Source organism: Verrucomicrobiia bacterium, assembly GCA_019694135.1.
Lineage (GTDB): Bacteria > Verrucomicrobiota > Verrucomicrobiia > JADLBR01 > JAIBCM01 > JAIBCM01.
Genome location: JAIBCM010000003.1, coordinates 92,880 through 118,414, shown reverse-complemented (window position 1 = coordinate 118,414; position 25,535 = coordinate 92,880). Strand labels below are relative to the sequence as shown.

The following is a 25,535-nucleotide window of genomic DNA, read 5'->3' as shown; positions in this document are numbered from 1 at the left end:
TTATCACTACGGGAGTAAAAAAAATGCAAAATAAACGAAGTAAGCGATATCAACAAGCGGCCAAATTAGTGGAAGAGAAAAAGCTCTATCCTTTAGAAGAAGCCATTAAAATATTAAAAACTTTTCCTGCCGCAAAATTTGATGAGTCAGTCACATTGGCTTTCAAATTAACAGTGGATCCAAAACAGAGCGATCAAATGGTGCGTGGCACGGTTGCACTGCCTCATGGCAGCGGGAAAAACGTAAAGATTTTAGTTTTTGCTAAAGGTAAAGCGGCCGATGCTGCTCGTGCTGCCGGAGCAGAGCATGTGGGATTTGAAGACATGATCAAAAAATGTCAGGAAGGTTTTCAAGATTTTGATGTTGCTGTTGCCACACCTGAAGCCATGCAAGAGGTCAGAAAATTAGGAAAAGTTTTAGGTCCTCGCGGACTTATGCCCAACCCTAAAACAGGCACAGTAACCGACGATACCGCCAAAGCTGTTAAAGAATGCAAAGCGGGTCGCGTAGAATTTAAAATCGATAAAGCGGCAAATCTTCATGTTTTATTAGGCAAACGTTCGTTTAGCGATGCTCAGTTAATTGAAAATAGCCGCGCTGTCATTGATTCCGTAGTGAAAGCGCGTCCTTCTTCAGCAAAAGGTCATTACATCGATCGAGCAGTATTAAGCTCAACCCAATCACCCGGTTTAACTTTAGATATGAGTGAATTTAAAAATTAAAAATTATGAGAGTAGAAAAAGCAAATTTAGTGGAAGAAATTAAAGCCAAAATCAATGGCTTTCCTTATGTCATTGTGACCGATTATCGTCAGATGAACGTGCCACAATTTTCCGAGCTTAGAAAACGTCTGCGTCAAACCGGAGCGCGCTACACCGTGGTGAAAAATACAGCGTTGCGCTTGGTCATGAAGGAATTGGATTTGCCAGAAATCAAAGATTTACTCGAAGGCCAAACCGCTATTGTTTCCGGCTCTCAAGATGTTTGTTCAGCGGCTAAAGTTTTAAAAAATTTTGCCGCAGAATTTGCCAAGCCCCAAATTCGTGGTGGCGTTTTAGAAGGTGCAATCCTTGAAGCCAAACAAATCATAACGTTGGCCGATTTACCTCCTCGAGAAACGCTTTTGGCACAGATTTTAAGTTTGATCAATACGCCAGCGACTACTTTGGCGCGATTGATTCACACACCGGCTTCGCAACTGGCACGTGTGATCAAAGCAAAATCGGAGAAAACAACATAAAATTTGCGGTGGCATTAGCATCTAACAATAATATGACTAAAACCAACGCCAAGATGGACAAGGGCATAAACAAAAAACGTCGACCCACTTCTAGTCTTGAAGCCCTTCAAGAAGAAATGAATTGCGGGTGCAATTCGCTAGGAGAACGACAAAAAAGGAAGCTAGAATTTTTAGTGAATTCACTCGCTTGAAAAAGCAAACGACTAAGCGCTAAAAACTAATGGCTCAATAATTATGGCAACTGATTTAAAAAATATAGTCGAGCAACTCAGCTCGCTCACTGTTATGGAAGCGGCTGATTTAGTTAAACAATTAGAAGAAACTTGGGGCGTGAGCGCTGCTGCGCCTGTTGCAGCTGTCGCTGCGGCACCAGCTGGAGGAGGAGCGGCTCCTGCGGCGGAAGAAAAAACTTCGTTTAATGTGATATTAACCGATGGTGGCGCAAATAAAATCGCTGTGATTAAAGAAGTTCGCAGCGTTGTTCCAGGTTTAGGATTGGCCGACGCCAAAGCTTTAGTGGAAAGCGCGCCTAAAACCGTGAAGGAAGGTGCAACCAAAGAAGAAGCTGATGAAATTAAGAAAAAATTAGAAGCAGCTGGCGCTAAAGTCGAAGTGAAATAAAAGTATTTCGATGAACTGCCCCTTTCCAGATAAAGGGGCAGCGATCGAAACCCTTTATCAGAACAGTTAACAAGAACAGTCAATTAGGAACGAACATGTCAGATAACACAAAAACGGCAGAGAGAATCAACTTCGGTAAAATTGTTGAAGCATTGGAACCCCCGAATTTGATTGAAATCCAACTCACTTCTTACAAAGAATTTCTTCAAACGGACGTTTCTCCGAAAAGGCGAAAGGCGGAAGGTTTGCAAGCTGTGTTTGGAGAAGTTTTTCCTATCGAAAGTTACGATGGAAAAATTAAGTTGGAATTTGATAACTATGAAATTGGCGAACCTAAAGTGGGAGCTTTGGAATGCCAACGCGAAGGTCAAACTTTTTCCGCGCCGTTGTATGTCACTTTTCGTTTGCGCGATGAAACCGGAGTAAAAGAAGAGCGCGTTTATATGGGGGAAATGCCGCTCATGACCAATGCCGGCACGTTTGTTATTAACGGCGCCGAACGCGTAGTGGTTAGCCAATTGCACCGAAGCCCTGGCATCTGTTTTGAAAGCAGCGTTCATGCCAATGGTAAAATTCTTTATTCCTATCGCATCATTCCAGATCGTGGAAATTGGATGGAAATCATGTTTGACACTAACGATTTGTTATATGTTTTTCTCGATCGTCGCAAACGTCGCCGAAAATTTTTAGTGACAACATTTTTGCGAGCCCTGGGATTCAGTTCTGATCGAGAAATTCTTTCGTTATTTTATCCTATTGAAAAATTGAAGTTGAGCCAAAAAATTGATGATGAAGCAATCGCAACTAAAGTTTTAGTCGAAGACGTTCGCGAAAAAGATAATCCTGAAGTGATCGTAGCTCGCGCTTTTGAACCGATGTCAAAAACTGTTATTCGACATCTCGCCGATCTCGATATTAAAGAAGTGGAAGTGGTCGATACTAAAGATGATGATGCCATCATCAAATCATTGAAAAAAGATCCGACGAAAGACACGGATGAAGCGTTGAAAGACATTTATCGTAAACTTCGTCCAGGCGATCCTCCCACCGTGCAAAATGCCAAAGCTTTATTAAAACGCCTCTTTTTTGATATCAAACGTTACGACATCAGTCGCGTAGGACGTTACAAAATTAATCAAAAATTAGGACTTTCGGTAGATTTAGATATCAGAACATTAACCAATGACGACATCGTTGGCGCAACCCGTTATCTTTTAAACTTACGACGAGGTGAGGGTGCCGTAGATGACATCGATCATTTGGGAAGTCGTCGCGTGCGCACAGTGGGTGAATTACTGGCTAACCAATGTCGAACCGGTTTAGCTCGCACAGAACGTTTGGTGAAAGAACGCATGACTTTGTTTGATGTCAACTTGGAAGGTATGACGCCTCAAAAATTGATCAATCCTAAGGCATTATCTGCAGCCATTCGCGACTTTTTTGGTCGTAGCCAACTTTCTCAATTCATGGATCAGATTAATCCTCTTTCCGAAATGACTCATAAACGTCGTTTATCGGCGTTGGGACCTGGGGGGTTATCGCGAGAACGCGCAGGCTTCGAAGTGCGCGACGTGCATGCTTCGCATTATGGCCGCATTTGTCCCATTGAGACGCCAGAAGGACCTAATATCGGTCTGATTTCTTCACTAAGTTCATTTGCCCGCATTAATGAATTTGGTTTCATTGAAACACCTTATCGCAAGATCGAAAATGGTCGTGTAACGGGCGATATTGACTATTTAACAGCCGATCAAGAAGAAAATTATATCGTGGCTCAGGCTAATGCTGTATTGGATGGAAAAGGTCGTCTAGTAGACGAAAAAGTCAGTGTTCGTTATCGTGGCGATTTCTTGGAAGTGGAACCCACTCGCGTTCACTACATGGATGTGTCACCCAAACAACTCGTTTCCGTGGCAGCCAGCTTAATTCCTTTCCTCGAACATGACGATGCCAACCGCGCGCTCATGGGTTCTAACATGCAACGACAAGGCGTGCCTCTCATTCGCACGGAATCTCCTTTAGTAGGAACAGGAATGGAAGGAAAAGTAGCGCGTGACTCATGCTCAGTGATTATTGCCGAGCACGGCGGTAAAGTGGCTTCGGTAACAGCAACTCAAATCGTAATTACTTCCGATGGTGAAATGCCCGAAGGCAAAAAAACTTTAAAAACCGATCCTGATAAGGGCTTGTATGTTTATGAATTACGCAAATTCATGAGAAGTAATGCAGGCACTTGCATTAACCAAAAACCTTTGGTGAGCCAAGGCCAACGTATCAGTAAAGGGCAAGTGATTGCTGATGGACCTTGCACCGAGCAGGGTGAGTTAGCCTTAGGTCGCAACGTGCTCGTGGCTTTCATGCCGTGGAATGGTTACAATTTTGAAGATGCGATTCTCATTAGTGAAAAAATTGTTAAAGAAGATATTTACACTTCGATTCACATTGAAGAATTTGAAATTAGTGCTCGTGACACCAAACTCGGTCCAGAAGAAATCACTCGCGATATTCCCAATGTTGGCGAAGAAGCATTGAAAAATCTTTCTCATGATGGCGTAATTCGTATCGGCGCAGAAGTCAAACCCAACGATATTTTAGTTGGAAAAATCACACCTAAATCCGAAACAGAATTAGCTCCTGAAGAGCGTTTATTACGCGCTATTTTCGGTGAAAAAGCCGCAGACGTGAAAGATTCTTCATTGCGTGTGCCATCGGGAGTTTATGGAATCGTGATGGATGTAAAAGTTTCTTCCAACTTGAAAAAAGTGGATCGTGTTAAGATGAATTCCAGCGAAATGAAACGCCATTTGAAAACGACTGAAGAAGATTTCAATCGCAAAAATAATGAGCTAAAAGAAAAATTAACTGAAGCGCTCTCCAATATCTTATTGGGCGAAAAAATTCCGTTGGACGTCATGAACGGAGAAACAGGGGAAATCATTATTCCCGCTAATCGTAAGATCACTAAAACTTTGCTTCGAAAATTGGCAGATGTTTATAACCATATCGATATCGATCCGAGCCCTATTCGCATTAAAATTCGTGAAATAATCATGCAGTTTGAACCCAAGTTCGAACAAATCGAAAGTGAGCGCATGATGCAGATGGACCGCTTGGAAAGTGGTGATGAAGTGGATCCTGGCATTATTAAACAGGTAAAAGTTTATGTCGCAAGCAAACGCAAATTAGGCGTTGGCGATAAAATGGCAGGGCGTCATGGTAATAAAGGTGTAGTCGCAAAAATTGTGCCGGAAGAAGATATGCCCTTTTTACCGGATGGAACACCAGTGGAAATTATTTTAAATCCATTGGGTGTGCCTTCACGAATGAATGTAGGGCAAGTTTTAGAAACTCATTTGGGTATTGCGGCGAAATATTTAGGATTCAAAGTTGCCACACCTGTGTTCGATGGAATTCGTGAGAGTCAGATTCACGATTTTCTAAAACAAGTAAAAAATAAGAATGATGAGTTTTCGATTGATGTTGATGGAAAAACTTTTCTTCATGACGGCCGCACAGGGGACCGTTTTGATCAACGCGTAGTGGTTGGTTATATTTACATGTTAAAACTCAATCACTTGGTTGCAGATAAAATCCATGCTCGCGCTGTAGGACCTTATTCCTTGGTCACGCAACAACCTTTAGGTGGTAAAGCGCAATATGGAGGTCAACGCTTTGGTGAAATGGAAGTGTGGGCTTTGGAAGCGTATGGCGCGGCTTATACTTTGCAGGAATTATTAACTGTAAAATCGGACGATGTCAGTGGCCGCACACGCATTTACGAGAGCATTGTAAAGGGTGATAATTCTTTACAGGCCGGCACACCAGAATCGTTTAATGTTTTAATTAAAGAAATGCAGTCATTATGTCTGGATGTGAAGGTAGGCGATCGTTCTCGAGGTGAGGATATTGGAGGAATACCTTCCAGCGCCGAAGCCGCCGCCAGAGAAGCTGCAGAAAAGCCAGAAGAAATTTTAGGAGCCTAAACCTGTTAACGAGAAAAGAGAATTATGAGCCGAGAGACATTACGAGAAACCTTAGGATTGGAACGAGCTGTTGATTTTGACACAGTAGGCATTGCCATTGCTGCACCTACTACCATTCGCGCTTGGAGTCGAGGCGAGGTTAAAAATCCAGAGACGATCAACTATCGCACGTTCAAACCGGAAAAAGGCGGTCTTTTTTGTGAACGAATTTTTGGTCCTACCAAAGATTGGGAGTGTGCCTGTGGTAAATATAAGCGCATTAAATATAAAGGCATCGTGTGTGATCGATGTGGAGTAGAAGTTACTTTATCTCGCGTGCGTCGCGAGCGTATGGGGCATATTGAATTAGCTGTCCCCGTTTCGCATATTTGGTTTTTTAAATGTATGCCCAGCCGTTTGGGTCTCATGATGGATATGACCGCGCGCGAGTTAGAGCGGGTAATTTATTACGAGGATTATATCGTAATTGATCCAGGTAAAACTCCATTAGAATTTAAACAGCTGCTTAGTGAAACCGAATATCGCGAAGCCCAAGATCAATATGGCGATGATTTTATAGCGAAAATGGGTGCTGAAGGAATTCGCGAAATTCTTAAGAGAGTTGATCTCGAAAAAATGCAACGAGAATTGCAAGAAGCTTTAGGTAACACCCGTAGCAAACAGACTCGCAAAAAAATCGCGAAACGTTTGAAATTGGTGCAAGGCTTTATTTCAGCAGAGCAAAGACCGGAATGGATGATTTTGGAAGTTTTACCAGTCATTCCACCAGACTTACGACCCTTAGTGCCTTTGGAAGGGGGACGCTTTGCTACCTCCGATTTGAATGATTTGTATCGTCGGGTGATTAACAGAAATAATCGTCTAAAAAATTTGTTACAATTGAAGACTCCAGAAGTCATCATTCGCAACGAAAAACGCATGTTACAAGAATCGGTAGATGCATTGATTGATAATGGTCGCCATGGCCGACCCGTGTTAGGAGCGGGGAATCGTCCATTCAAATCTTTGTCGGACATGTTAAAAGGCAAAACAGGCCGCTTTCGAATGAACCTTTTAGGGAAGCGCGTAGATTACTCAGGTCGTTCCGTTATTGTGATTGGGCCTGAATTGAAATTGAACCAGTGCGGTTTGCCTAAAAAAATGGCATTGGTTTTGTTCGAGCCTTTCATCATTCGACGTTTGAAAGAGTTAGGCCATGTTCATACTGTCCGCAGCGCAAAGAAAATTATCGAGCGTCAGGAAACCATTGTTTGGGATATTTTAGAAGAGGTAACCAAAGGTCATCCCGTTTTATTAAATCGTGCGCCAACTTTGCATCGTCTTTCGATTCAGGCCTTTGAACCGGTTTTGATCGAAGGAGAGGCGATTCGTATTCATCCTTTGGTTTGTACAGCTTATAACGCTGACTTCGATGGTGACCAAATGGCTGTTCACGTGCCGCTTTCTATCGAGTCACAGTTGGAAGCGCGACTTTTGATGTTAGCCCCTAACAATATTTTTTCGCCTTCAAGCGGAAAAGCCATTACCACGCCTTCTCAAGATATTCCTTTAGGATGTTATTATTTGACACAACCTTCGCGAGGCGAAAAGGCTAAGGAGCAACGACTGCCCATTTTTTCTAATCAGGAAGAAGTGTTTTTTGCGCATAGTGAAGGAAGCATTAGCACACACAGTCGCATTATTTTAAAGAATCCCAATTTGGGTGTTAAAACTGTGTTTGGCGATATGGCTAAAAAATTTATCGAAACCACAGCAGGTCGAGTGATTTTTAATGAAATTTGGCCTAAAGAAATTGGTTTCGTCAATAAAACGGTCAATAAAAAGTTGTTAGGTGAAATTATTTTAACGTGTTACCGAGTTTCCGGACATCCTGCGACGGTTGATTGTTTGGATAAAATGAAACAAATGGGTTTTGAAGAAGCCACACGCGCCGGTATTAGTATCGGTATTGCTGACATGATTATTCCTAGCGAAAAAGCTACCGAGATTAAAAAGGCAATGGATTTGATTCGTGTAGTAGAGAAACAGTATCAAGCAGGAATTATCACTGATGGTGAGCGTTATAATAAGATTGTGGATATTTGGACCCACGCGGGTGAGGAAATCGCTAATGTGATGTTCCGCACGTTGGAACATAATCTGGCGCGTGAAGAGTTAAATCCCGTTTATTTAATGGTGGACTCAGGAGCGCGAGGCAATCGTCAACAAGTCAAACAGTTGGCGGGTATGCGCGGTCTGATGGCAAAACCTTCTGGTGAAATTATTGAACGTCCGATTCTTTCGAATTTCCGTGAGGGATTAACGGTGTTGGAATATTTTATTTCAACTCACGGTGCGCGTAAAGGTTTAGCTGATACGGCATTAAAGACAGCGGATTCGGGTTATATGACGCGTAAATTGTGCGACGTTGCAATGGATGTGATCATTAGCGAAGAAGATTGTGGCACGCCGAACGGTATTTGGGTGCAACCGATTTATGAAGGGGAAGACGAAATCGTAAAGTTGACGGATCGCATTTACGGTCGCACTTCTTGCGATGACATTGTAGACCCTGTCAGTCACGAAAAAATTGTCAAAGCCAATGAATTGATTACAGAAGAAAAAGCCAAAGCCATTGATAAGCTTGGTGTTGAAAAAGTTCGTATTCGTTCCGTGCTCACTTGTGAAACAAAAAACAGCGTTTGCGCAAAATGTTACGGGCTAAATCTTGCTACCTCTCATCAAGGTAAATTGGGTGAAACGGTAGGCATTATTGCGGCTCAATCCATTGGTGAGCCCGGAACTCAATTGACCATGCGCACATTTCACATTGGTGGAACTGCTTCGCAGGTTTTCAAACAACCCCAAATTAAAGCTAAAAATGATGGACGAGTTCAGTATAATGAGTTGCGCACAGTAGAATCGATTGATGGTAAACATATCGCACTTAATAAGAACGGCTCGATTAGCATTCATGCTGAGGACGGTCGCGAATTAGAACGCTATGTGATTGTGATTGGATCTTCTATTTCAGTAGGCGAGGGTGGAATGGTGAAAAAAGGCGCCGTTTTTGTAGAATGGGATCCTTATAATGTTCCTATTCTTACTGAAAAAAGTGGTAAAGTAGAATTTGCTGATATTATTGAAGGAGTAACAACTAAGCGAGAAACTAACGAATCTAGCGGACAAGTCGAGTTAGTGGTCATCGAACATAAAGAGGATTTGCACCCTCAAATTGTGGTAAAGGATGATAAAGGTGAAGTGCTCGCAAGTTATTCCATTCCAGCTGGCGCGCACATTGAGGTAAAGCCAAATGCTAAAGTTCGGGCAGGCGATCGTTTGGCAAAAACGCCGCGAAAAGTAGTGAAGACCAAAGATATTACTGGTGGTTTGCCTCGAGTGGCAGAACTTTTCGAAGCGCGTCGACCTAAAGACGCGGCAGAAATTGCTAAGATTGATGGAGTAGTTGAATTTGCTGGAACTACGCGCGGGAAACGAAGATTGGTCTTGCGTGATGCTCAAACTAATGCTGAAGAAGAGCATCTGATTCCAATGAATAAACATATTATTGTTTATAAAGGGGATCATGTGAAGAAAGGTCAACAGTTGACGGAAGGTCCAGTTGTTCCGCATGAAGTGCTAGATATTTGCGGCCCCCAGGCTTTGCAAGAATATCTCTTAAACGAAGTTCAAGAAGTGTATCGTTTGCAAGGCGTAGAAATTAACGATAAACATATTGAAATTATCGTTCGCCAGATGTTGCGCAAAGTGAAGATTGTGGATCCTGGTGATACCAGTTTCTTATGGGATGAGCAAGTAGACCGATTATCGTTTGAAGAAGAGAATCGACGCATTGTTGCGGCGGGTGGCAAGCCTGCTGAAGCTAAACCGGTGTTGTTAGGAATCACAAAGGCTTCGTTGGAAACAGAAAGTTTCATATCGGCAGCCTCTTTCCAAGACACCACACGCGTTTTAACGGATGCGGCCACTTTAGGTAAAGTGGATCGATTGCGCGGTTTTAAAGAGAATGTGATCATGGGTCATTTGATTCCCGCTGGAACCGGTTATACAGGCTATAATCGAGTCCGTCTGGTGGAATTAAGCGAGCCTGTCGGCGAACCCTTAGTTTCTTTGGAAAAAGAAGGTGAAGAAAAACCTAAAATTCCTTTGGAAATTTCTGCTTCTTTAGGAGAATAATATCTGATTCAGGTTAGGCCAATCTTGGTTACCAAGGTTGGCCTTTCTTTTTGTAAAAGAAACTTGCCAAACCTGTAGGAAACAGGGCATCTTGACAAAAGATGATCCATTCATTTGTTTTTGAACAAGGCAAGTTAGTGGGACAGGATCTTGATCTGGATGCATTGCGTCTGGTGCGTGGAGATCCTGGTTTGCATTTGTGGGTAGATCTAGACCAACCTACAGAGCAAGAGGTAAAACAAGTGTTAGAAGGGGTGTTTAGCTTTCACCCCTTGGCGATAGAAGATTGTGTAACGGTAAATGAATTGCCTAAGATTGAAGATTACGAGGATTATATTTTCTTAGTGTTACACGCTATTGAATTTTCGCGTCAGGAACAGTTCAAAACAACGGAATTAAATATGTTTCTAGGCAAAGAATTTCTTGTCACCTATCACACTGGCAAAATACGAGGAGTTAATTCCATCATTGATAAACTGCGGCATAGCATTGTAACTAATGTGCGCGGACCAGATCGCTTAGCTTATTATATTATCGATCTGTTGGTGGATAACTACAAACCGGTCATCGATGAATTAACCAAAGAAATTCAGGAAATTGAAGCGACGCTGTTTGAAATAAATCCTAAGGATATTATTAAACTGATTTTGAACGCTAAAAAAGAATTAAGCGATTTTCGGGTAATTGTTGCTCCGCAACGCGAAGTAGTAAGTCGATTAGCGCGTGGTGAGTTTAAATTAATTCGAACGCATCTTTTGCCTTATTTTCGAGACATTACAGATAACTTGTCGCGTTACGATGCAACGGGGTTAAATTATTCTGATCAGTTGTTGTTAATTATGGATGTTTATCTCAACAAAGCACAACATGAAACTAATCAAGTCATTAAAGCGCTGGCTATCATGACGGCTTTAACTATTCCCATTACCGTGGTATCAGGATGGTATGGAATGAATTTTCGATCCATGCCGGAAATTTCAATGCCATTTGGTTATGAAATGGCTGGTGTTTTTACCATAGCAACTACGTTGTTAATGGTGCTGTGGGCAAAACGCAGAAATTGGTTTTAAAAATTAAACAGTTCCCAAAACTCGAATGCGGGGGCACAGCGTGCGTAATTTTTCTAACATCTCTTTTTCTGCGTAAGGGATGCGAATCCGTTTATTATCGGCGCTTTCAATAAAAAAAGTAGCAGATTGAAAAAAAACTTGGAGCGGAGTCACACGATAATCGCAATCAGTAATGAGTTGGCAAAATACACCATCCACTTGTTTTCCAAAAAAAGCATAAGGACGTCCGATTTCTAAAACGGGATTGCTGTCCAAATCGGCTAGGGAATAGCTAGTGAAGTGATAGATGTAAAAAGCGCGAGATACACTAAACATGATAAGGAAAAAAGCTAAAAGCGTCAGGTGAGTGCCTGTAATCGGAATGCCACGTTGCAAACTAGAAAGAAAAGGGGGCCAAAGACGAAATGCAAAAACTACAACGCCAATATAAAAACTGATGCTGTGCAAAATCAAAGAGACTATATAACCAGGACTCGGACCAAAATTGATTTTCATGGTTAATATTTTATGCAAAATTGTTCCGACATCGCAAGTGAAGAAGATTTGTCGATTGATTCTTTATTCGTTTCAAACCATAATAATATTTTATTTCTGACTTTAGCTGGAGTGGTGAAATGGCAGACACGCGGGATTTAGGTTCCCGTGCCGCAAGGCGTGCAGGTTCAAGTCCTGTCTCCAGCACTTAATATTCGTATTAGTAATCAGCTGTCAGTAGTAAAGTAAATTGCTTACCAACCTTCGGTAACTCGAAGAACGATGTTATTGGCTAATTCATCAGCCACTAGACCCATTGCTTGACGTTCGCCTTCTTGTAGATCGTTTCCAATGAAGAATTCGGTGTCACCGGCAACTTTTTCTTTGATTAAGACAGTGCCGTCATTTTTACGTAATACAACTTCAGCTAGGAGGAAGACGCGATATTCAGCAACGGTTCGGGTGTCATTACGCACACTGCGCAATGGGGAACGTTCAAAACGAGTCAGTTTTACTTCTAAGGTGGCATCCGCATTCGCTTCTCGAGTCACACTCATAGTGCCATCAGAATGGAATCGTTGAATAATGGCGTCAGTAACCATAACGCTGATTCCTGGCTCATAAGTTTCGTTTCTGACAACGGGCACATTAATCGAGGAGATGCCTTCGACTTCTTTACCAGGAATATTGCCCAGTTGATAAGCGCAGCCAGTGAGGAATAAAGTGAATAATACGAGAGAAAGTGAAAATTTCATGGTAAGGATTTTATTCGGGTTCGGTAGGGATGGTGTTAGTAATGGTATTTTCATCGAAGAGAGGAAGGTCTTCTTCGTTTTTATCCTCTTTATTCTTTTTGTTTTTTTTATCTTTTAATTTATTTTCTTCAGGAAGCTCCGGTTCCAGATCGGAGGGCAAAGGAGGAAGTGGTTCTTCATCGAAATCTAAATCGGACGGGTAAGTGGAAGAGTCTATGGGTTGAGAAGCTTTCCAAGGAATGTCAATATCGGGATCAGGTAAGGTAGAAGGATTGGCACGAGCAAAATTTTTAGGTAAGGTAGGACCCACTTCAGTTAGAGGCACTAACGTTTCGATTTTTTTCCGAGCTGCATCGGCTTCTGTAGATGAAGGCGATTTTTGGATTACATCGTTATAATATATGATAGCAGGATCAATGCGTTTTTGTGATTCGTAAAATTCCGCAATTTTAAGGGAGCCGGATGTTGCGCGATTTTCTAAGAGTTTAATATTTTCTTGGGCTTGAGGCGCTTTTTCATTGTTGGGATAGCGAGCGAGAAATTCGTTGAAGGCGTCCAATGCTTTTTGCGCAGCACCTTGATCGTATTGAGCGGCATTTGCGGCTTGAAACCAAGTGTGACCAATTTGGTATTGGGCATCATCGACAATGTCATTGCCAGGGTAACGATCGAGGATTTTCGTATAAGCTTTTACGGCTTCAGCCCATTTTTTTTGTTTTTCATAACCTAATCCGATTTTGAATTGGCTATCAGGAGCGTAGCGACCGAAGGGCGCATTTTTAATGATTTGTTGATACATTTCCACAGTTTTTTCCATGGAAGGAATAAAGGGAACTCCTAAAATGCGCTGTCGTTCTCCGGCGAGGTAAAGGTTAGCAATATTGTATTGGCGCTCGAGAGCCATTTCAAAAAAGTTGCTGGCAGGATATTTTTCAATGCAACGTTGGTAAGCTTTGAAAGCCGGGGCAAATTCGCCGATTTTTTCTGAGCACCAACCAATTTTAAATTGCGCTTCACCGGCATTGAAAGAAAAAGGCCATTTACGAACAAGGGCCATATAAGATTGGCGCGCTTGCTTCCAATCTTGAACATTTTCGTATTGTCGACCGATTTGGAGTTGTTCCCGAGAATTTTTCCCTTGAACGGCAACGGTTTCATCTTGAACCCAACCTTCACCGGCAATCCATTCAATAGGGGCAGGTGAAGAGTAGGGAAAAGCGATTAACCCGATAGCAATGAGAAACAAACCTTTTTTAACCATAATCAACGTCAAACGATAACGAATGAAATAGCAACGTCCAGTAGAATTCGTGCTAAGAGAAGCATCTTACAGGTTCTCGAAGGAGTTGACATGTTGATAAAATCTCGGTTTATTCAGGCCCGTGCGCGAGGTAAAAATAGGCATTGCTGGTTTAGGAATTGTGGGTTCGGGTGTTTTAGAACACTTGGCTCGCAATGCTGAAATTATTGCCCAACGCAGTGGATTTCGTTTTAAGGTGGTCCAGGTAGCCGTGCGTGATAGCAAAAAAGCTCGGCCTGCTTTAACCCATTGGAAAGGAGTTTCTGTTACTACGCATCCTTTGGATTTGTTAAAAAATCCTGAGATCGAAATCATTGTTGAACTCATGGGCGGCATAAAAGATGCGCACCGTTTGATTGAAGCCAGTTTGAAAAAGGGCAAGGGAGTGGTGACAGCGAATAAAGCGCTTTTAGCAGAAAAAGTTAATGATTTGCTAGCTATCGGCCAACAAGTAAAAAAACCCCTTTGTTTTGAAGCGAGCGTGGCAGGAGGTATTCCTATTTTAAAAGCGTTGCGAGAAGGGTTGGTTGCAAATCGAATTCAGTCGATTCATGGCATCATCAATGGCACTTGTAATTTTATTTTAAGTTCGATTAGCCAAACAGGACAAACGTTTCAAGAAGCTTTAGCCGAAGCGCAAAAATTGGGTTTTGCCGAAGCTGATCCCACATTGGATATTGAAGGGTTCGACACCATGCATAAAGCGTGTTTGTTGGCCACATTGGCTTACGGATTTTGGGTGAATCCTTCAAAAGTTTCGGTAGAAGGCATTTCTCATTTGCAAACAGACGATTTTCATTATGCCAAACTTTTGGGTTATACGATTAAGTTATTGGCTGTAATTAAATGCGTGGGGAAAAATGCGGTTGAAGTGCATGTGAGTCCCACATTAATCCCATCGCAACATGTTTTAGCATCGGTGAGCGGTAGCTATAATGCGTTAGCAGTTCGCGGCGATGTCGTGGGCGACACGCTTTTTTATGGTCGTGGAGCAGGCGCTGATGCCACAGCGAGTGCGGTGATTAGCGATTTGGTAGAAGCCGCTACGGCTTTATCGCAAGACAGTATCATTCAAGGATATCGTTTTCATTCGCTTTATCAAAAATTAAAACCGTTTGAGGAAACAGTGGGTCGTTATTATGTGCGTTTATTGGTGAAAGATAAACCAGGAGTTTTGGCAAAGGTGGCAGAAATTTTTGCTCGTCATGCGATTGGTATTTCTTCGGTGTTCCAGCCGAAAGGTCACGAGGGTGAAGCGGTTCCACTGGTTTTATTGATTCACGATGCAAAAGAGGGCGATTTTCGCTCGGCGCTTCACAAGGTAGAAAAATTGTCGGTAAGTTGCGGTAAAGCCGTAGCATTGCGTTTGGAGGATTTTGAATCATGAGTTGGCGAGGAGTAATTGAAGAATTTCGCGCGCATTTACCGGTTACTGAAAAAACGCCGGTAGTAACCTTGCATGAAGGCAATACGCCTTTGTTAGAAGCGCGCTATTTGAGTGAAACGATCGGCGGTGGTCGCAAAGTTTATTTAAAATATGAAGGATTAAATCCAACGGCATCATTCAAAGATCGCGGTATGACAGTGGCTCTTTCTTTAGCAAAGGAGCGGGGTGCACACACCGTGATCTGCGCTTCAACGGGCAATACCAGTGCTGCGGCTGCGGCTTATGCGGCGCGAGCAGGGATGAAATGCGCAGTCATTTTACCGAAAAAGAAAATTGCTAAGGGTAAATTAGCTCAAGCACTCATGTATGGTGCGAAAGTGATCGCGATTAAAGGCAATTTTGATGATGCGCTGAATCTGGTGCGTGAATTGGGCAATGAAGAAGGGATTGCGATTGTGAATTCGATTAATCCCGATCGAATCGAAGGACAAAAAACGGCTGCCTTTGAAGTGATTCGTGATTTAGGCGAAGCACCCGATTTTCATTTCCTACCCGTTGGCAATGCGGGAAATATTACCGCTTATTGGAAAGGATACTGCGAGTTTTTTAATCTACAGCGAGCCACGAAAATGCCAAAGATGTGGGGATTTCAAGCAGCGGGAGCAGCGCCTATGGTGTTGGGAAAACCGGTAAAAAAACCGGAAACAATTGCCACAGCGATTCGCATTGGAAATCCAGCTAGTTGGGAAGCGGCTAATCGCGCTATTTCGGAGTCTTCAGGCCGAATTGATTCAGTTACGGATGAAGAAATTTTAAAAGCTTATGCTTTGCTAGCTTCAAAAGAAGGTGTTTTTGTTGAACCAGCGAGTGCGGCAGGGGTAGCGGGTTTATTGAAGGTTAGCCAATTCACGGCCGTGATTCCAGAAGGTTGTGTAATTGTTTGCACGGTGACGGGTCATGGTTTGAAAGATCCCGATACGGCGATTGATCAATCGGTGAAAGTTTTAGCTTCTAAACCTAAGAAAAAGCACATTTTAAAGTTGCTAGAAGCTAAAAATCCCTAATCTTTTCTGTAAGGAAACGTTTCGATGAATATTTTTTTTCTTTTGCTCCTGGCTTTTTTTATTGGCTCCATACCTTTTGGATTTTTGATTGCTAAGGTAAAAGGAGTTGATATTCGCAAGCAAGGTAGCGGCAATATCGGCGCGACGAATGTGGGCCGAGTTCTGGGGAAAAAGTGGGGAACGTTAGTTTTTATTTTGGACGTTTTAAAGGGAACGGGCGCAGTAGCTTTAGGATTGTTTTTGTTTTCGAAGTTAGAGAAAAGTTCATCGCCTGAAGCTTGGTTTGAGGTAGGTTTGGGATTAGCAGTAGTTTTGGGTCATAACTATTGTCCGTGGTTGAAAGGAAAAGGGGGCAAAGGCATTGCAACGAGTTTGGGAGTTTTGATTATTGTTTTTCCTTATGCTGCGATGTGGGCATTGGGTGCGTGGCTGATCGCGTTTGCTATCACTTATTATGTTTCGATCGGGTCGCTAGCGGCTTGTTTGGCTTTGATTGTTTCGGGTTTGTATTATTATGGCTGGGGTGTGAAAGGTACGAGTTGTTTGTTTTTAGGAATCATGGCAATCATTCGGCATCGCAGTAATATCGTTCGATTGTGGCAGGGGAAAGAGTTTCGAAGTTTTAGGAAAAAAGATCAGTCTTAATGAAAATTCAAATTTTAGGTTGCGGCGCATGGGGCACAGCTTTGGCCGAAGTTTTATTGCGCAATGGGCATGAAGTTGTGCAAACCAGTCATCGCGATCCATCGCGATGGACACCTAATTCAGATTATATCGTGTGGGCGATTCCTTCTCGTTATTTGAGAAGTTATTTAAAACAATGGTCGCCTCCCAAAGTGGGCGTGATTAGTGTCACAAAAGGAATCGAACCTGAGACCTGTCATCGTGTAAGCGAGGTGATTAATGAGGCTTGGGGTGATGTGCCTTATGCGGTTTTATCGGGACCGAGTTTTGCTAAGGAAGTAAAAGCGCAGCAGCCGACTGCGATTGTGGCGGCTAGTCGGGATGATGCTTTATCCCAAGCGGTACAACAGCTTTTTCATCGCCCGGAGTTTCGTGTTTATCGAAGTGATGATGTGACAGGGGTAGAGTTAGGTGGGGCGTTGAAAAATGTTTATGCCATTGCGGCAGGATTATGTGCGGGATTGAAATTGGGCGACAATAGCTTGGCGGCTTTGGTCACACGCGCCTTAGCAGAAATGATGCGGGTGGGAGTAACGTTAGGAGGCCGATTCCAAACCTTTATGGGTCTAAGCGGAGTGGGCGATTTGATGCTCACTTGCTATGGAGCGCAGAGTCGCAATCGTAGTTTTGGTGTGGCTCTGGCCGAGAAAAAAATGCCTTATGAAACTATTTTGCCCAAAATGAGCGGTGTCGTGGAAGGGGTAACAACAGTGAAAGCTGTGCGTCATTTAGCCAGGCAACATCATATTGTTGCGCCAATTGTGGAAGAAGTTTTTCAGGTAATTTATGAAAAGAAACCGGCTTCACAAGCGTTGCACGATCTCTTGGCGCGACCGCCCGAGACGGAAAGAATAGTGGGTTAAAAATAAAGAATCAGAAAAATTAAATGTGTGGCATTGAATCTTGGTTTTAATCACGCTAATCTGATCGAAGATTTATGAAAGCAACAACCCGACGCGATTTTTATCGACGAGAAATGATAGGTATTGGCCTGTTTTGCGGTGCGCTTTTGTTGTTGTTAAGCCTACTGAGTTATTCGTCTGATGAAGTTTTTTTTCATCGCTCCAATCCTAACCCTTGCACCAATTGGGTTGGCCCGGTTGGATTATATTTAGCATTTGGCTCATTTTTTGCGTTTGGTTTTGCTGCTTATCTTCTTCCTATTTTGTTAGGGGTGATAGCAGGTTATGCTTTGTGGGGAGAGAGATTTAAATTTTGGGTATCTACACTTTTAATGTTAGGCGTGGTGATAGCCGGATCAGCCTTGATTGATTTACCCAATTACTTTTTAGAGCACGATTTTTTAGGGGCTTGGCAAGCGCGACAAGATGTAGCGAGTGCTGGAGGTTACATTGGTTCGGAACTGAATTCGGTTTTGTTAGTTCGCTTTTTTGGTCGAGGAGGCTCAATTCTTATTTGGTTAACGATTTATTTTACGTGCTTGATTCTTTTGCTTCAAATTAAACCTTTAACTTTAATTCGCGCATTTGGCCCATGGTTAAGAAATGCCATCTATCAATGGCAGCTCAAACGAGCTGATGCAGCAAAAGCTTTGGAAATTCAAAAGAAAAAGCTCATGCGCGAACAGCAGCAATTGCAAAAACGCTTAAAAAAATCGGGTGTTCCACTGGAAACTCCGCCCGAAGAAGAATTGCCCATAGCGCGCCCGGAACCTCGCATTATTGACACTTCTACTCTAGCTCATTCTGAAATATTGGAACCAGAAGAGGAGGAAATTACTAAACCGGTTATCAATATCAAAGAAAAACGTAGAGTGAAAACTGTGAAGGCTGCTTCTCCTGAGCCTAAAACTGAGATGGAATATAAAAATTACATCTTGCCTTCACTGGATTTATTATCACTTAGCGAAATATCCAAACAAGTCACAGTTAGTCAGGAGCGCTTGCAAGCAGAGCAACAGTTGTTATTGGAAACGCTTAAAGAATTTGGGATCGAAGCAACGCCCGGCGATATCACACGAGGGCCAACCATTACGCGTTATGAACTTTATCCTGCGCGAGGTGTGCGAGTAGAAAAAATTCAAAGTTTGGATCGGAATATCGCGCGCGCGATGAAAACGGAGCGCATTAACATTTTAGCGCCCGTGCCGGGTAAAGATAGTGTAGCAGTAGAGTTAGCCAATTCCGATAAGGTGGCAATCAGTTTGCGAGATCTGTTTGAAACGCCGCAATGGAAAAATAATCGCGCAAAAATTCCTTTAGCCCTGGGTAAGGATGTTTATGGATCCACGTTGGTGGCGGATTTGGCCGAGATGCCACATATGTTGATTGCAGGCACTACGGGTTCAGGTAAATCCGTTTGCATTAACTGTATTCTCTTGAGTTTGCTTTATTGTTTTAATCCTGAGGATTTACGCATTATCTTGATCGATCCTAAGGTGGTAGAAATGCAGTGCTACAATCATCTGCCTCATTTGGTTGTGCCAGTGGTTACAGAACCTAAGAAAGTTTTAGTTGCTTTACGATGGGTGATCAATGAAATGGAAAAACGTTATGTGATGATGGCGCGTGCCGGAGTGCGTAATATTGCTGCATTTAATGCTCGCCCGCAAAGTGAATCAAAGGTTGAAAAATTGGATTTGGAAGAAACTTTGGCCCATGCAGATGATGAGGAAGAAACCGAAACACAAGAACCACTAGTGGAAGAAGAGAAAATACCCAGTCGTTTTCCTTATATTGTAGTGATTATTGATGAGTTGGCCGATTTGATGCAAACAGCTCCTAAAGATGTAGAAAATGCGATTGCTCGTTTAACCGCTAAAGCGCGTGCTGCGGGAATCCATCTGATTGTTGCCACGCAGACGCCTCGCGCGCAAGTGGTCACCGGTGTCATTAAAACCAATATCCCTTGCCGCATTGCGTTCCAAGTGCCTTCGGCTTTGGATTCACGAGTGATTTTAGATGAGCCGGGAGCAGAAAACTTATTGGGGAAAGGGGATATGCTTTATTTGATGCCTGGCGCTGCCAAGCTAATTCGTGCCCAAGGCGCTTTTGTTTCTGATGACGAAGTAGCAAGCGTAGTGGCTCATATTCGCAACCAGGCGCCTGCAACTTATGAAGCAGAAATCCATCGCAAGCTCTCACAACCCGTTGCAGCAGGTGAAGAGGTTGACGAAGAGGATGAAGCCCTCTATCAACAATGTTTGGAAATTGTGCATCAGGAAAAAAAAGCTTCTACCTCCTTGTTACAGCGTCGTTTGCGATTAGGTTATACGCGAGCGGCACGAATTATGGACATGATGGAAAGACGAGGTATTGTCGGACCAGAAAATGGAGCAAAACCGCGGGAATTATTAGTGGATTTAAATTGAGATAATTATGCGTTCTAAACCTGTTCAAGAATCTTTAGGTCAAGAGTTGCGCCGATTGCGCGAACAACGCGGTTGGACCTTAGAGGCCGCTGCTCAAATCACTAAAATTAAACCAGAACAACTGCACGATCTGGAGGCTGATAATTATGATAATTTTCCGAGTGCGGCTTATGTGCGAGGATTTGTTCGCATTTATGCGCGGGCGTTAGGATTGGATGATCATAAAGTGATCGCGAAATTAGAAGGTCGTATTGACGAAGAAGAGGCAGAGCTGGCTCATGTACCGCCTCTCGAAGCAATGCCACCTGTGACCAAAGTTCGTCAACCCACTCTTCAACGTATTGGCGGACAGATTATTGGGTTGATGGCGATTTTGATTGTTATCGGAATTATTTTCGTGCTTTGGCGTATTGGCCGTAATTTTAAGGAATATCCTACAGATAATAATAATCATTATCTCACTCAAACCAATGTCGTGCCTCGAGCCGTTCCATTAAATGAAACAACCCCTGTCGCAATTAAGAAAAAAAATAAAAAGAATAAATCTGAGGCCAATATTCCTCGTGCAGAAGTGGTAACACCACCAGCATCAGAACCTCCTATTCCTCGCGCAGAAGTTGTGGTGCGTAATGAAACACCACCACCTGTAGAACCCTTACCGGAACCTCAAGCGCCATCAGCCCAACCTATTACTCAGGAAGTGGGGCCTGCCAATGAAACCAATCAACTCGAAGCGCCTCGCGCAGAAGTGGTGAAACCCACAACCACATTGCAATTACAAGCCACGGATGAAGTTTGGTTGCGAGTCATTGTGAATGGGAATGAAAGTCGTCCGGTGTATGATGGGGTGATGGCTCCGGGTCAAAGCGGTTCCTGGCAAGGTGAACGTTTCTTTATTGTCGCGCGACCAGCTTCCGCATTGTTATTAACCATCAATGGACAATCGCGTGGGCAACTGAGTCAAAGTGCTTCTCGCCAAGAATTTACTTTGCCTTAATGCAAAACGATTGGCGGCTCTGGTTGCAACAAGCGCGACTTTATGCGATTATTGACACCGGTTATTTAAGAGAAAGAAGCGTTACTTTTTACGCCAAAGAATTGGTAAAAGGGGGAGCGCATGTTATTCAACTGCGCGCAAAAAAAGAATCTCTACAACAGGTCGAGGCGATGGCAAAAGCGATTCATGAAATCACTCAAGAAGCAAAAATTCCTTTGATCTTGAATGATTATGTGGAACTAGCGGCCAAACTCAATTTGGAAGGAGTGCACGTCGGACAAGAGGATATGCCGCTACACGAAGTCAGAAAAAAAATGCCAGTGCCTGCTGTTTTGGGTAAATCGACACATTCTTTGAATCAAGCCATTACTGCGCAAGAAGAAAAACCGGATTATATTGGATTTGGACCTTTATTCGCCACACCCACCAAACCTGCTTATCAACCTATTGGTCTAGATTTGATTCAAAATGTCCATCAACAAGTCGATATTCCCATTTTTTGTATTGGCGGCGTAAAATTGGAAAATTTAAAAACTATTTTACAAGCAGGGGCGAAACGCGTGGTAGCTGTTTCCGGCATCATGCAAGCTGCCTCTCCCAGCGATTATTGCCTGCAATTAAATGAAACTTTATCTCGATTCCCATTATCATCTTAATTTTTAAAAAATGAAAAAAAAATTCTTAAGTTTTTGCATCGGTATCTTAGCCTGGAGTAGCTCAGCAGAAAAAATAAAAATTTTAACCACCTTTTCGCCAATTTATTGTTTTACCAAAAATGTAGCAGGCGACTGGGCGGAAGTGATTAATTTATTGCCGGACAATGTCGGACCTCACGAGTATATGATGCGACCTCAAGATGCCAAAAAAATAGCGGCTACTCATGTAATTATTTTTAATGGTTTAGGTTTGGAAGAATTTTTGGAAAAAGCATTTCAAATCAACTCCAAAGCCAAACGAATTGATGCCAGCGTAGGGATTGAAACAATTAATAATAATCCTCACACTTGGCTAGATCCCTTGTTGGCTATCGAACAAGTGAAAAATATCGCAAAAGGTTTAGAAAAAATCGATCCCGAGCACGCAACCTACTATCAAAAAAACGCAAAAAAATATATCGCGCAATTAAAAAAATTGCATGAAAATTATGTTGAAACACTTAAACCATTAAATGGCAAAAAAATGATCGCGTTTCATGATGCCTTTCCTTACTTAGCCCATCGTTATGGCATAAAAAGGTTGGGAGTTTTTGAAGAATTCCCTGGTAAAGAACCAACACCCAAGTATTTAGCTCATATTATCGACGTCATTCGGAAAGAAAAAATTTCCGTGCTCTTTAGCGAGCCGCAATATAACCCTCAGTTATTAAAACAAATTGCGGTAGATACCGGCGTAAAAACAGCCGAATTGGACACGATGGAAACTGGCTCTCATTCAGTGGCTTTCTACGAAGAAGTTGCAAAAAACAATTTGAAAACATTACAGGAAACATTTCGCTAATAACTTGGCAAGTAAAGCCCTTGCTCTACAATGAGATTTTATCATGCAAGTCGGATCACTTTTATTGCGAGCCTCTCATTTAAGTGGAGGTTATGGTGAAGAAAATGTTTTTGAAGATATTCATTTGGAAATTCATGCGGGAGAAATTATTGGTCTCATTGGGCCTAATGGCGGCGGAAAAAGTTCATTATTAAAATGTCTGGCTGGCATTTTAACAAAACGCCAAGGGACGATTGAAAAAAAACCTCAACTCCAAATCGGTTATGTGCCACAGCGTTTGCCATTTGACAATTCCGTGCCGCTTACCGTTTTGGAATTTCTTGCATTGCGTTTAAATCAAAAACGATTTTGGTTTGGCCTCGCAAACGCGTTAGAGCGTAGACTCGCTCAAAAACAGCTTAGGGATTTAGGTGCAGAACATCTTCTCGATAGAAAATTAGGCGAACTTTCTGGAGGAGAATGGCAACGCGTTTTGGTGGCATCAGGTCTTTTGACCAAACCAGATATTTTATTATTAGACGAGCCTTTAACAGGGGTCGACGTTCGAGGCGGCATGAGTTTTGATGCCTTGTTGCATCATGTTCGCGATCATTTAAAGCTTGGTGTTTTGATGGTGTCACATGATTTGCATTTAGTGAATCATATTTGCAATCGAGTGTATTGTTTAAACCGACGCATTCATTGCGAAGGCGCACCTTCGCTTATTCTAACGCGTGAAAATTTAGCGAAAGCTTATGGCTCATTTGAAACGGGGCACCAGGAGGCTTTTATTTCGCTTCAGGATATTGTGGGTTGCTAAGGTATGATGGAAATGTGGCATTACGATTTCATGCAGCGCGCTTTGTTGGCGGCTTTTTTGATGGGACCCGTTTGTGGGTTACTCGGCATTTTTATCACACTGAGGGGCATGGCATTTTTTAGCGACGCGATAGCGCATTCGGCTTTAACGGGCATTGCATTGGGCCTGTTTGTTGAACAAGTTTTGCAATCCCGGTTTCATTGGGTGAATGTAGCCTGGTTACAAAGCGTGTTATTGCTAGTTTATTGTTTGATTATTGCTTTGGTAATGGCGTTTCTTTTTGAGCGCGCCCATTTGAAAGCCGACACAATTATTGCGTTTTGTTTTACAGGCAGTGTGGCTTTAGGAGTGCTAATTATTTCTCAACTTCAACGTTATCAATTTTTAGAAGGCGCGCTTTTCGGCGATATCAACGCTAACTCCTGGGGCTCCATTATTCTGATCACTATTCTTGCGGCTTTTTGTTATTTTTTTATTTTTTGGAATTTGCGTGCGTTAACCTTAACGACTTTACAGGAAGAATTAGCCAGAAGTGATGGTATTGCTACGCGTCGACTTAATTATACTTTGGTCATAATCATTGCTGCAACGGTGGCTTTGAGTATCAAGCTATTGGGCGCATTGTTGGTAAGCGCTCTGATTGTGATTCCTGCCGCCGCGGCAAAAATTGTTGCGCCCAATTTTCGAGTCATGCTTTTGGCGGCTATGGGCATGGGTTTAGTGGCTTCTGTGGGAGGCGTGATGGTTTCTTATCAGTTTAACACGATCACCGGTCCAACGATCGTTTTGTGCCATCTTGCTTTTCTAATTATAGCCTTAATGTGCAAAAAAAAATCAGCACATTAAAAATATTAAGCTAAGCAGCTTTTTTCAATTTAGAAACGGGTATAAGAAAGGGTTGATAGCATGTGAGCCAACGATTCGAAATTCGAGCAATCATTTCAATGCCTTCGTTACGGATAATTTTGTTGAGCACTTTACCGTGGCGATAAAGCTGGGTGATGAGATCGTAGCGAGAATGGGGTAGTAAAACTTGGATTTGTTTCAATTCAGGATTGAGTAAGTCGCTCATACGATAAAGCAATTCTTGCAACCCTTCGCCAGTGTGAGTGGAGATAAAAATGGCAGTGGGAAATTGTTGTCGAATATGAGCTAATTGCTCCGGACTGGGCGCTAGATCAATTTTATTAAAAACGGTGAGGGTAGGTTTAGAATCGGCCCCGAGTTCTTTTAAAACGGAAAGGGTAGTTTGATAAAATTCCAGCACTTCTGGATTATTAACATCGAGAACGTGAATAAGAAAATCGGCCATGGTTGCTTCTTCGAGTGTGGCCTTAAAAGCTTCCACCAACCGGTGCGGGAGTTGTCGCACAAAACCGACGGTGTCCGTTAATAAAACGGTTTGTTGATTAGGCAGTTGAATTTTGCGAGTAGTGGTGTCAAGCGTGGCAAAGAGTTTGTCTTCCACCAAAACTTCGGCGCCCGTGAATTTTTTTAGCAAAGAAGATTTGCCAGCATTGGTGTAGCCGACGATAGCAACAACGGGGGTGGGGAGGCGTTGTCGTTGTTTGCGTTGGGTGGCGCGTTGGGCACGCACGGTTTCTAATTCTTCTTTTAATTTTTCAATGCGTTTGCGAACCAAACGACGGTCGGTTTCAAGTTGAGTTTCCCCTTCACCTTTACCGCCAAGACCTTGTTGACGACTGAGGTGAGTCCAAGCACGTTTTAAACGCGGCAAAGAATATTCCATAAAAGCGAGTTTGACTTGCAAACGGGCCTCATGGGTTTGCGCACGGCGTCCAAAAATTTCCAGAATCACTTCTTCTCGATCAATGACGCTCAAGCCGGAAGCTTTGTCCCAGTTGCGTTGTTGGCCGGGCGTGAGTTCATTATCAAAAATAATAAGATCCGCTTTGGCTGCTTTCGCTTTTTCAATAATTTCTTCGGTTTTGCCCGAACCGATAAAGAATTTTGGGTGAGGGGAAGAAATTTTGACTAATAAGGAGTCTACGATTTCCAAATCAAGTGTTGCGACCAGCTCTTGGAGTTCATGCAATAGACTGGCAGTATGGGTTTCGGTTGCTTTACCCACTTGAACACCGACTAAAAAAGCTCGTGCTGCGCGAGGGGTTTGATCGCGTGTGGTTATCATTCCTT

At 42.8% G+C, this 25,535-nt stretch carries 20 protein-coding genes and 1 tRNA gene; 17 read left to right on the top strand and 4 right to left on the bottom strand.

Annotation, left to right across the window (positions count from 1 at the left end):
• Nucleotides 1-23 precede the first annotated feature (23 nt).
• The 6 genes from rplA to corA all read left to right on the top strand — a co-directional run bounded on the left by rplA (nucleotide 24) and on the right by corA (nucleotide 11,090).
• Entirely contained in the window at nucleotides 24-722 is a 699-nt protein-coding gene (gene rplA / locus K1X66_05170; GenBank protein ID MBX7157758.1) for a 50S ribosomal protein L1, read from the top strand.
• Nucleotides 723-727: 5 nt separating this feature from the next.
• The gene (gene rplJ / locus K1X66_05165) at nucleotides 728-1,240 is read left to right on the top strand and encodes a 50S ribosomal protein L10 (GenBank protein ID MBX7157757.1); all 513 of its coding nucleotides are present in this window, start codon (nucleotides 728-730) and stop codon (nucleotides 1,238-1,240) included.
• Between the two features lie 234 nt (nucleotides 1,241-1,474).
• Nucleotides 1,475-1,861, top strand: coding sequence for a 50S ribosomal protein L7/L12 (rplL, locus tag K1X66_05160; protein ID MBX7157756.1), 387 nt, complete (start codon nucleotides 1,475-1,477; stop codon nucleotides 1,859-1,861).
• Nucleotides 1,862-1,956: 95 nt separating this feature from the next.
• A complete protein-coding gene (gene rpoB / locus K1X66_05155; GenBank protein ID MBX7157755.1) occupies nucleotides 1,957-5,844 on the top strand; it encodes a DNA-directed RNA polymerase subunit beta in 3,888 nt (1,295 codons plus the stop codon).
• Nucleotides 5,845-5,868: 24 nt separating this feature from the next.
• Nucleotides 5,869-10,020, top strand: a complete 4,152-nt coding sequence (rpoC, locus tag K1X66_05150) for a DNA-directed RNA polymerase subunit beta' (GenBank protein MBX7157754.1) — start codon at nucleotides 5,869-5,871, stop codon at nucleotides 10,018-10,020.
• Between the two features lie 101 nt (nucleotides 10,021-10,121).
• Entirely contained in the window at nucleotides 10,122-11,090 is a 969-nt protein-coding gene (gene corA / locus K1X66_05145) for a magnesium/cobalt transporter CorA (protein ID MBX7157753.1), read from the top strand.
• Nucleotides 11,091-11,093: 3 nt separating this feature from the next.
• On the opposite strand, the gene K1X66_05140 is transcribed toward corA, so the two are convergent.
• Entirely contained in the window at nucleotides 11,094-11,585 is a 492-nt protein-coding gene (locus tag K1X66_05140) for a hypothetical protein (protein MBX7157752.1), read from the bottom strand.
• A gap of 105 nt (nucleotides 11,586-11,690) precedes the next feature.
• Here K1X66_05140 and K1X66_05135 point away from each other — a divergent pair.
• Nucleotides 11,691-11,771, top strand: a tRNA-Leu gene (locus K1X66_05135).
• Nucleotides 11,772-11,818: 47 nt separating this feature from the next.
• Here the strand turns inward: K1X66_05135 and K1X66_05130 are convergent.
• The gene (locus K1X66_05130) at nucleotides 11,819-12,319 is read right to left on the bottom strand and encodes a hypothetical protein (protein MBX7157751.1); all 501 of its coding nucleotides are present in this window, start codon (nucleotides 12,317-12,319) and stop codon (nucleotides 11,819-11,821) included.
• A 10-nt stretch (nucleotides 12,320-12,329) separates the two neighbouring features.
• A complete protein-coding gene (gene bamD / locus K1X66_05125; protein ID MBX7157750.1) occupies nucleotides 12,330-13,580 on the bottom strand; it encodes an outer membrane protein assembly factor BamD in 1,251 nt (416 codons plus the stop codon).
• A 121-nt stretch (nucleotides 13,581-13,701) separates the two neighbouring features.
• Between bamD and K1X66_05120 the strand changes: the two genes are divergently transcribed.
• From K1X66_05120 to K1X66_05075, 10 genes are all read left to right on the top strand, one after another.
• A complete protein-coding gene (locus K1X66_05120; protein MBX7157749.1) occupies nucleotides 13,702-15,006 on the top strand; it encodes a homoserine dehydrogenase in 1,305 nt (434 codons plus the stop codon).
• The gene (gene thrC, locus K1X66_05115) at nucleotides 15,003-16,070 is read left to right on the top strand and encodes a threonine synthase (protein MBX7157748.1); all 1,068 of its coding nucleotides are present in this window, start codon (nucleotides 15,003-15,005) and stop codon (nucleotides 16,068-16,070) included. Before K1X66_05120 ends, thrC begins: the two co-directional genes overlap by 4 nt.
• Nucleotides 16,071-16,094: 24 nt before the next feature.
• Complete coding sequence (plsY, locus tag K1X66_05110; protein ID MBX7157747.1) at nucleotides 16,095-16,715, top strand: glycerol-3-phosphate 1-O-acyltransferase PlsY; 621 nt, start codon at nucleotides 16,095-16,097, stop codon at nucleotides 16,713-16,715.
• The gene (locus K1X66_05105; protein ID MBX7157746.1) at nucleotides 16,715-17,617 is read left to right on the top strand and encodes an NAD(P)-dependent glycerol-3-phosphate dehydrogenase; all 903 of its coding nucleotides are present in this window, start codon (nucleotides 16,715-16,717) and stop codon (nucleotides 17,615-17,617) included. Before plsY ends, K1X66_05105 begins: the two co-directional genes overlap by 1 nt.
• A 74-nt stretch (nucleotides 17,618-17,691) precedes the next feature.
• Entirely contained in the window at nucleotides 17,692-20,085 is a 2,394-nt protein-coding gene (locus K1X66_05100) for a DNA translocase FtsK (protein MBX7157745.1), read from the top strand.
• 7 nt (nucleotides 20,086-20,092) lie between these two features.
• Complete coding sequence (locus tag K1X66_05095; protein MBX7157744.1) at nucleotides 20,093-21,082, top strand: DUF4115 domain-containing protein; 990 nt, start codon at nucleotides 20,093-20,095, stop codon at nucleotides 21,080-21,082.
• Entirely contained in the window at nucleotides 21,082-21,738 is a 657-nt protein-coding gene (thiE, locus tag K1X66_05090; protein MBX7157743.1) for a thiamine phosphate synthase, read from the top strand. Before K1X66_05095 ends, thiE begins: the two co-directional genes overlap by 1 nt.
• A 10-nt stretch (nucleotides 21,739-21,748) precedes the next feature.
• Entirely contained in the window at nucleotides 21,749-22,579 is an 831-nt protein-coding gene (locus K1X66_05085) for a metal ABC transporter substrate-binding protein (GenBank protein ID MBX7157742.1), read from the top strand.
• Nucleotides 22,580-22,622: 43 nt separating this feature from the next.
• The gene (locus K1X66_05080) at nucleotides 22,623-23,378 is read left to right on the top strand and encodes a metal ABC transporter ATP-binding protein (GenBank protein ID MBX7157741.1); all 756 of its coding nucleotides are present in this window, start codon (nucleotides 22,623-22,625) and stop codon (nucleotides 23,376-23,378) included.
• Between the two features lie 3 nt (nucleotides 23,379-23,381).
• Nucleotides 23,382-24,224, top strand: a complete 843-nt coding sequence (locus K1X66_05075; GenBank protein ID MBX7157740.1) for a metal ABC transporter permease — start codon at nucleotides 23,382-23,384, stop codon at nucleotides 24,222-24,224.
• A 10-nt stretch (nucleotides 24,225-24,234) separates the two neighbouring features.
• On the opposite strand, the gene hflX is transcribed toward K1X66_05075, so the two are convergent.
• Entirely contained in the window at nucleotides 24,235-25,530 is a 1,296-nt protein-coding gene (hflX, locus tag K1X66_05070) for a GTPase HflX (GenBank protein ID MBX7157739.1), read from the bottom strand.
• Between the last annotated feature and the right edge of the window lie 5 nt (nucleotides 25,531-25,535).

What these genes read in the sequence shown, in the direction of transcription:
- K1X66_05130 (MBX7157751.1), bottom strand. Translation starts at nt 12,319, where the DNA reads ATGAAATTTTCACTTTCTCTCGTATTATTCACTTTATTCCTCACTGGC.
- K1X66_05100 (MBX7157745.1), top strand. Translation starts at nt 17,692, where the DNA reads ATGAAAGCAACAACCCGACGCGATTTTTATCGACGAGAAATGATAGGT.
- thiE (MBX7157743.1), top strand. Translation starts at nt 21,082, where the DNA reads ATGCAAAACGATTGGCGGCTCTGGTTGCAACAAGCGCGACTTTATGCG.
- hflX (MBX7157739.1), bottom strand. Translation starts at nt 25,530, where the DNA reads ATGATAACCACACGCGATCAAACCCCTCGCGCAGCACGAGCTTTTTTA.
- corA (MBX7157753.1), top strand. Translation starts at nt 10,122, where the DNA reads ATGATCCATTCATTTGTTTTTGAACAAGGCAAGTTAGTGGGACAGGAT.
- K1X66_05095 (MBX7157744.1), top strand. Translation starts at nt 20,093, where the DNA reads ATGCGTTCTAAACCTGTTCAAGAATCTTTAGGTCAAGAGTTGCGCCGA.
- rpoB (MBX7157755.1), top strand. Translation starts at nt 1,957, where the DNA reads ATGTCAGATAACACAAAAACGGCAGAGAGAATCAACTTCGGTAAAATT.
- thrC (MBX7157748.1), top strand. Translation starts at nt 15,003, where the DNA reads ATGAGTTGGCGAGGAGTAATTGAAGAATTTCGCGCGCATTTACCGGTT.
- K1X66_05080 (MBX7157741.1), top strand. Translation starts at nt 22,623, where the DNA reads ATGCAAGTCGGATCACTTTTATTGCGAGCCTCTCATTTAAGTGGAGGT.
- rpoC (MBX7157754.1), top strand. Translation starts at nt 5,869, where the DNA reads ATGAGCCGAGAGACATTACGAGAAACCTTAGGATTGGAACGAGCTGTT.
- rplA (MBX7157758.1), top strand. Translation starts at nt 24, where the DNA reads ATGCAAAATAAACGAAGTAAGCGATATCAACAAGCGGCCAAATTAGTG.
- K1X66_05075 (MBX7157740.1), top strand. Translation starts at nt 23,382, where the DNA reads ATGATGGAAATGTGGCATTACGATTTCATGCAGCGCGCTTTGTTGGCG.
- K1X66_05105 (MBX7157746.1), top strand. Translation starts at nt 16,715, where the DNA reads ATGAAAATTCAAATTTTAGGTTGCGGCGCATGGGGCACAGCTTTGGCC.
- K1X66_05085 (MBX7157742.1), top strand. Translation starts at nt 21,749, where the DNA reads ATGAAAAAAAAATTCTTAAGTTTTTGCATCGGTATCTTAGCCTGGAGT.
- rplJ (MBX7157757.1), top strand. Translation starts at nt 728, where the DNA reads ATGAGAGTAGAAAAAGCAAATTTAGTGGAAGAAATTAAAGCCAAAATC.
- bamD (MBX7157750.1), bottom strand. Translation starts at nt 13,580, where the DNA reads ATGGTTAAAAAAGGTTTGTTTCTCATTGCTATCGGGTTAATCGCTTTT.
- rplL (MBX7157756.1), top strand. Translation starts at nt 1,475, where the DNA reads ATGGCAACTGATTTAAAAAATATAGTCGAGCAACTCAGCTCGCTCACT.
- K1X66_05140 (MBX7157752.1), bottom strand. Translation starts at nt 11,585, where the DNA reads ATGAAAATCAATTTTGGTCCGAGTCCTGGTTATATAGTCTCTTTGATT.
- plsY (MBX7157747.1), top strand. Translation starts at nt 16,095, where the DNA reads ATGAATATTTTTTTTCTTTTGCTCCTGGCTTTTTTTATTGGCTCCATA.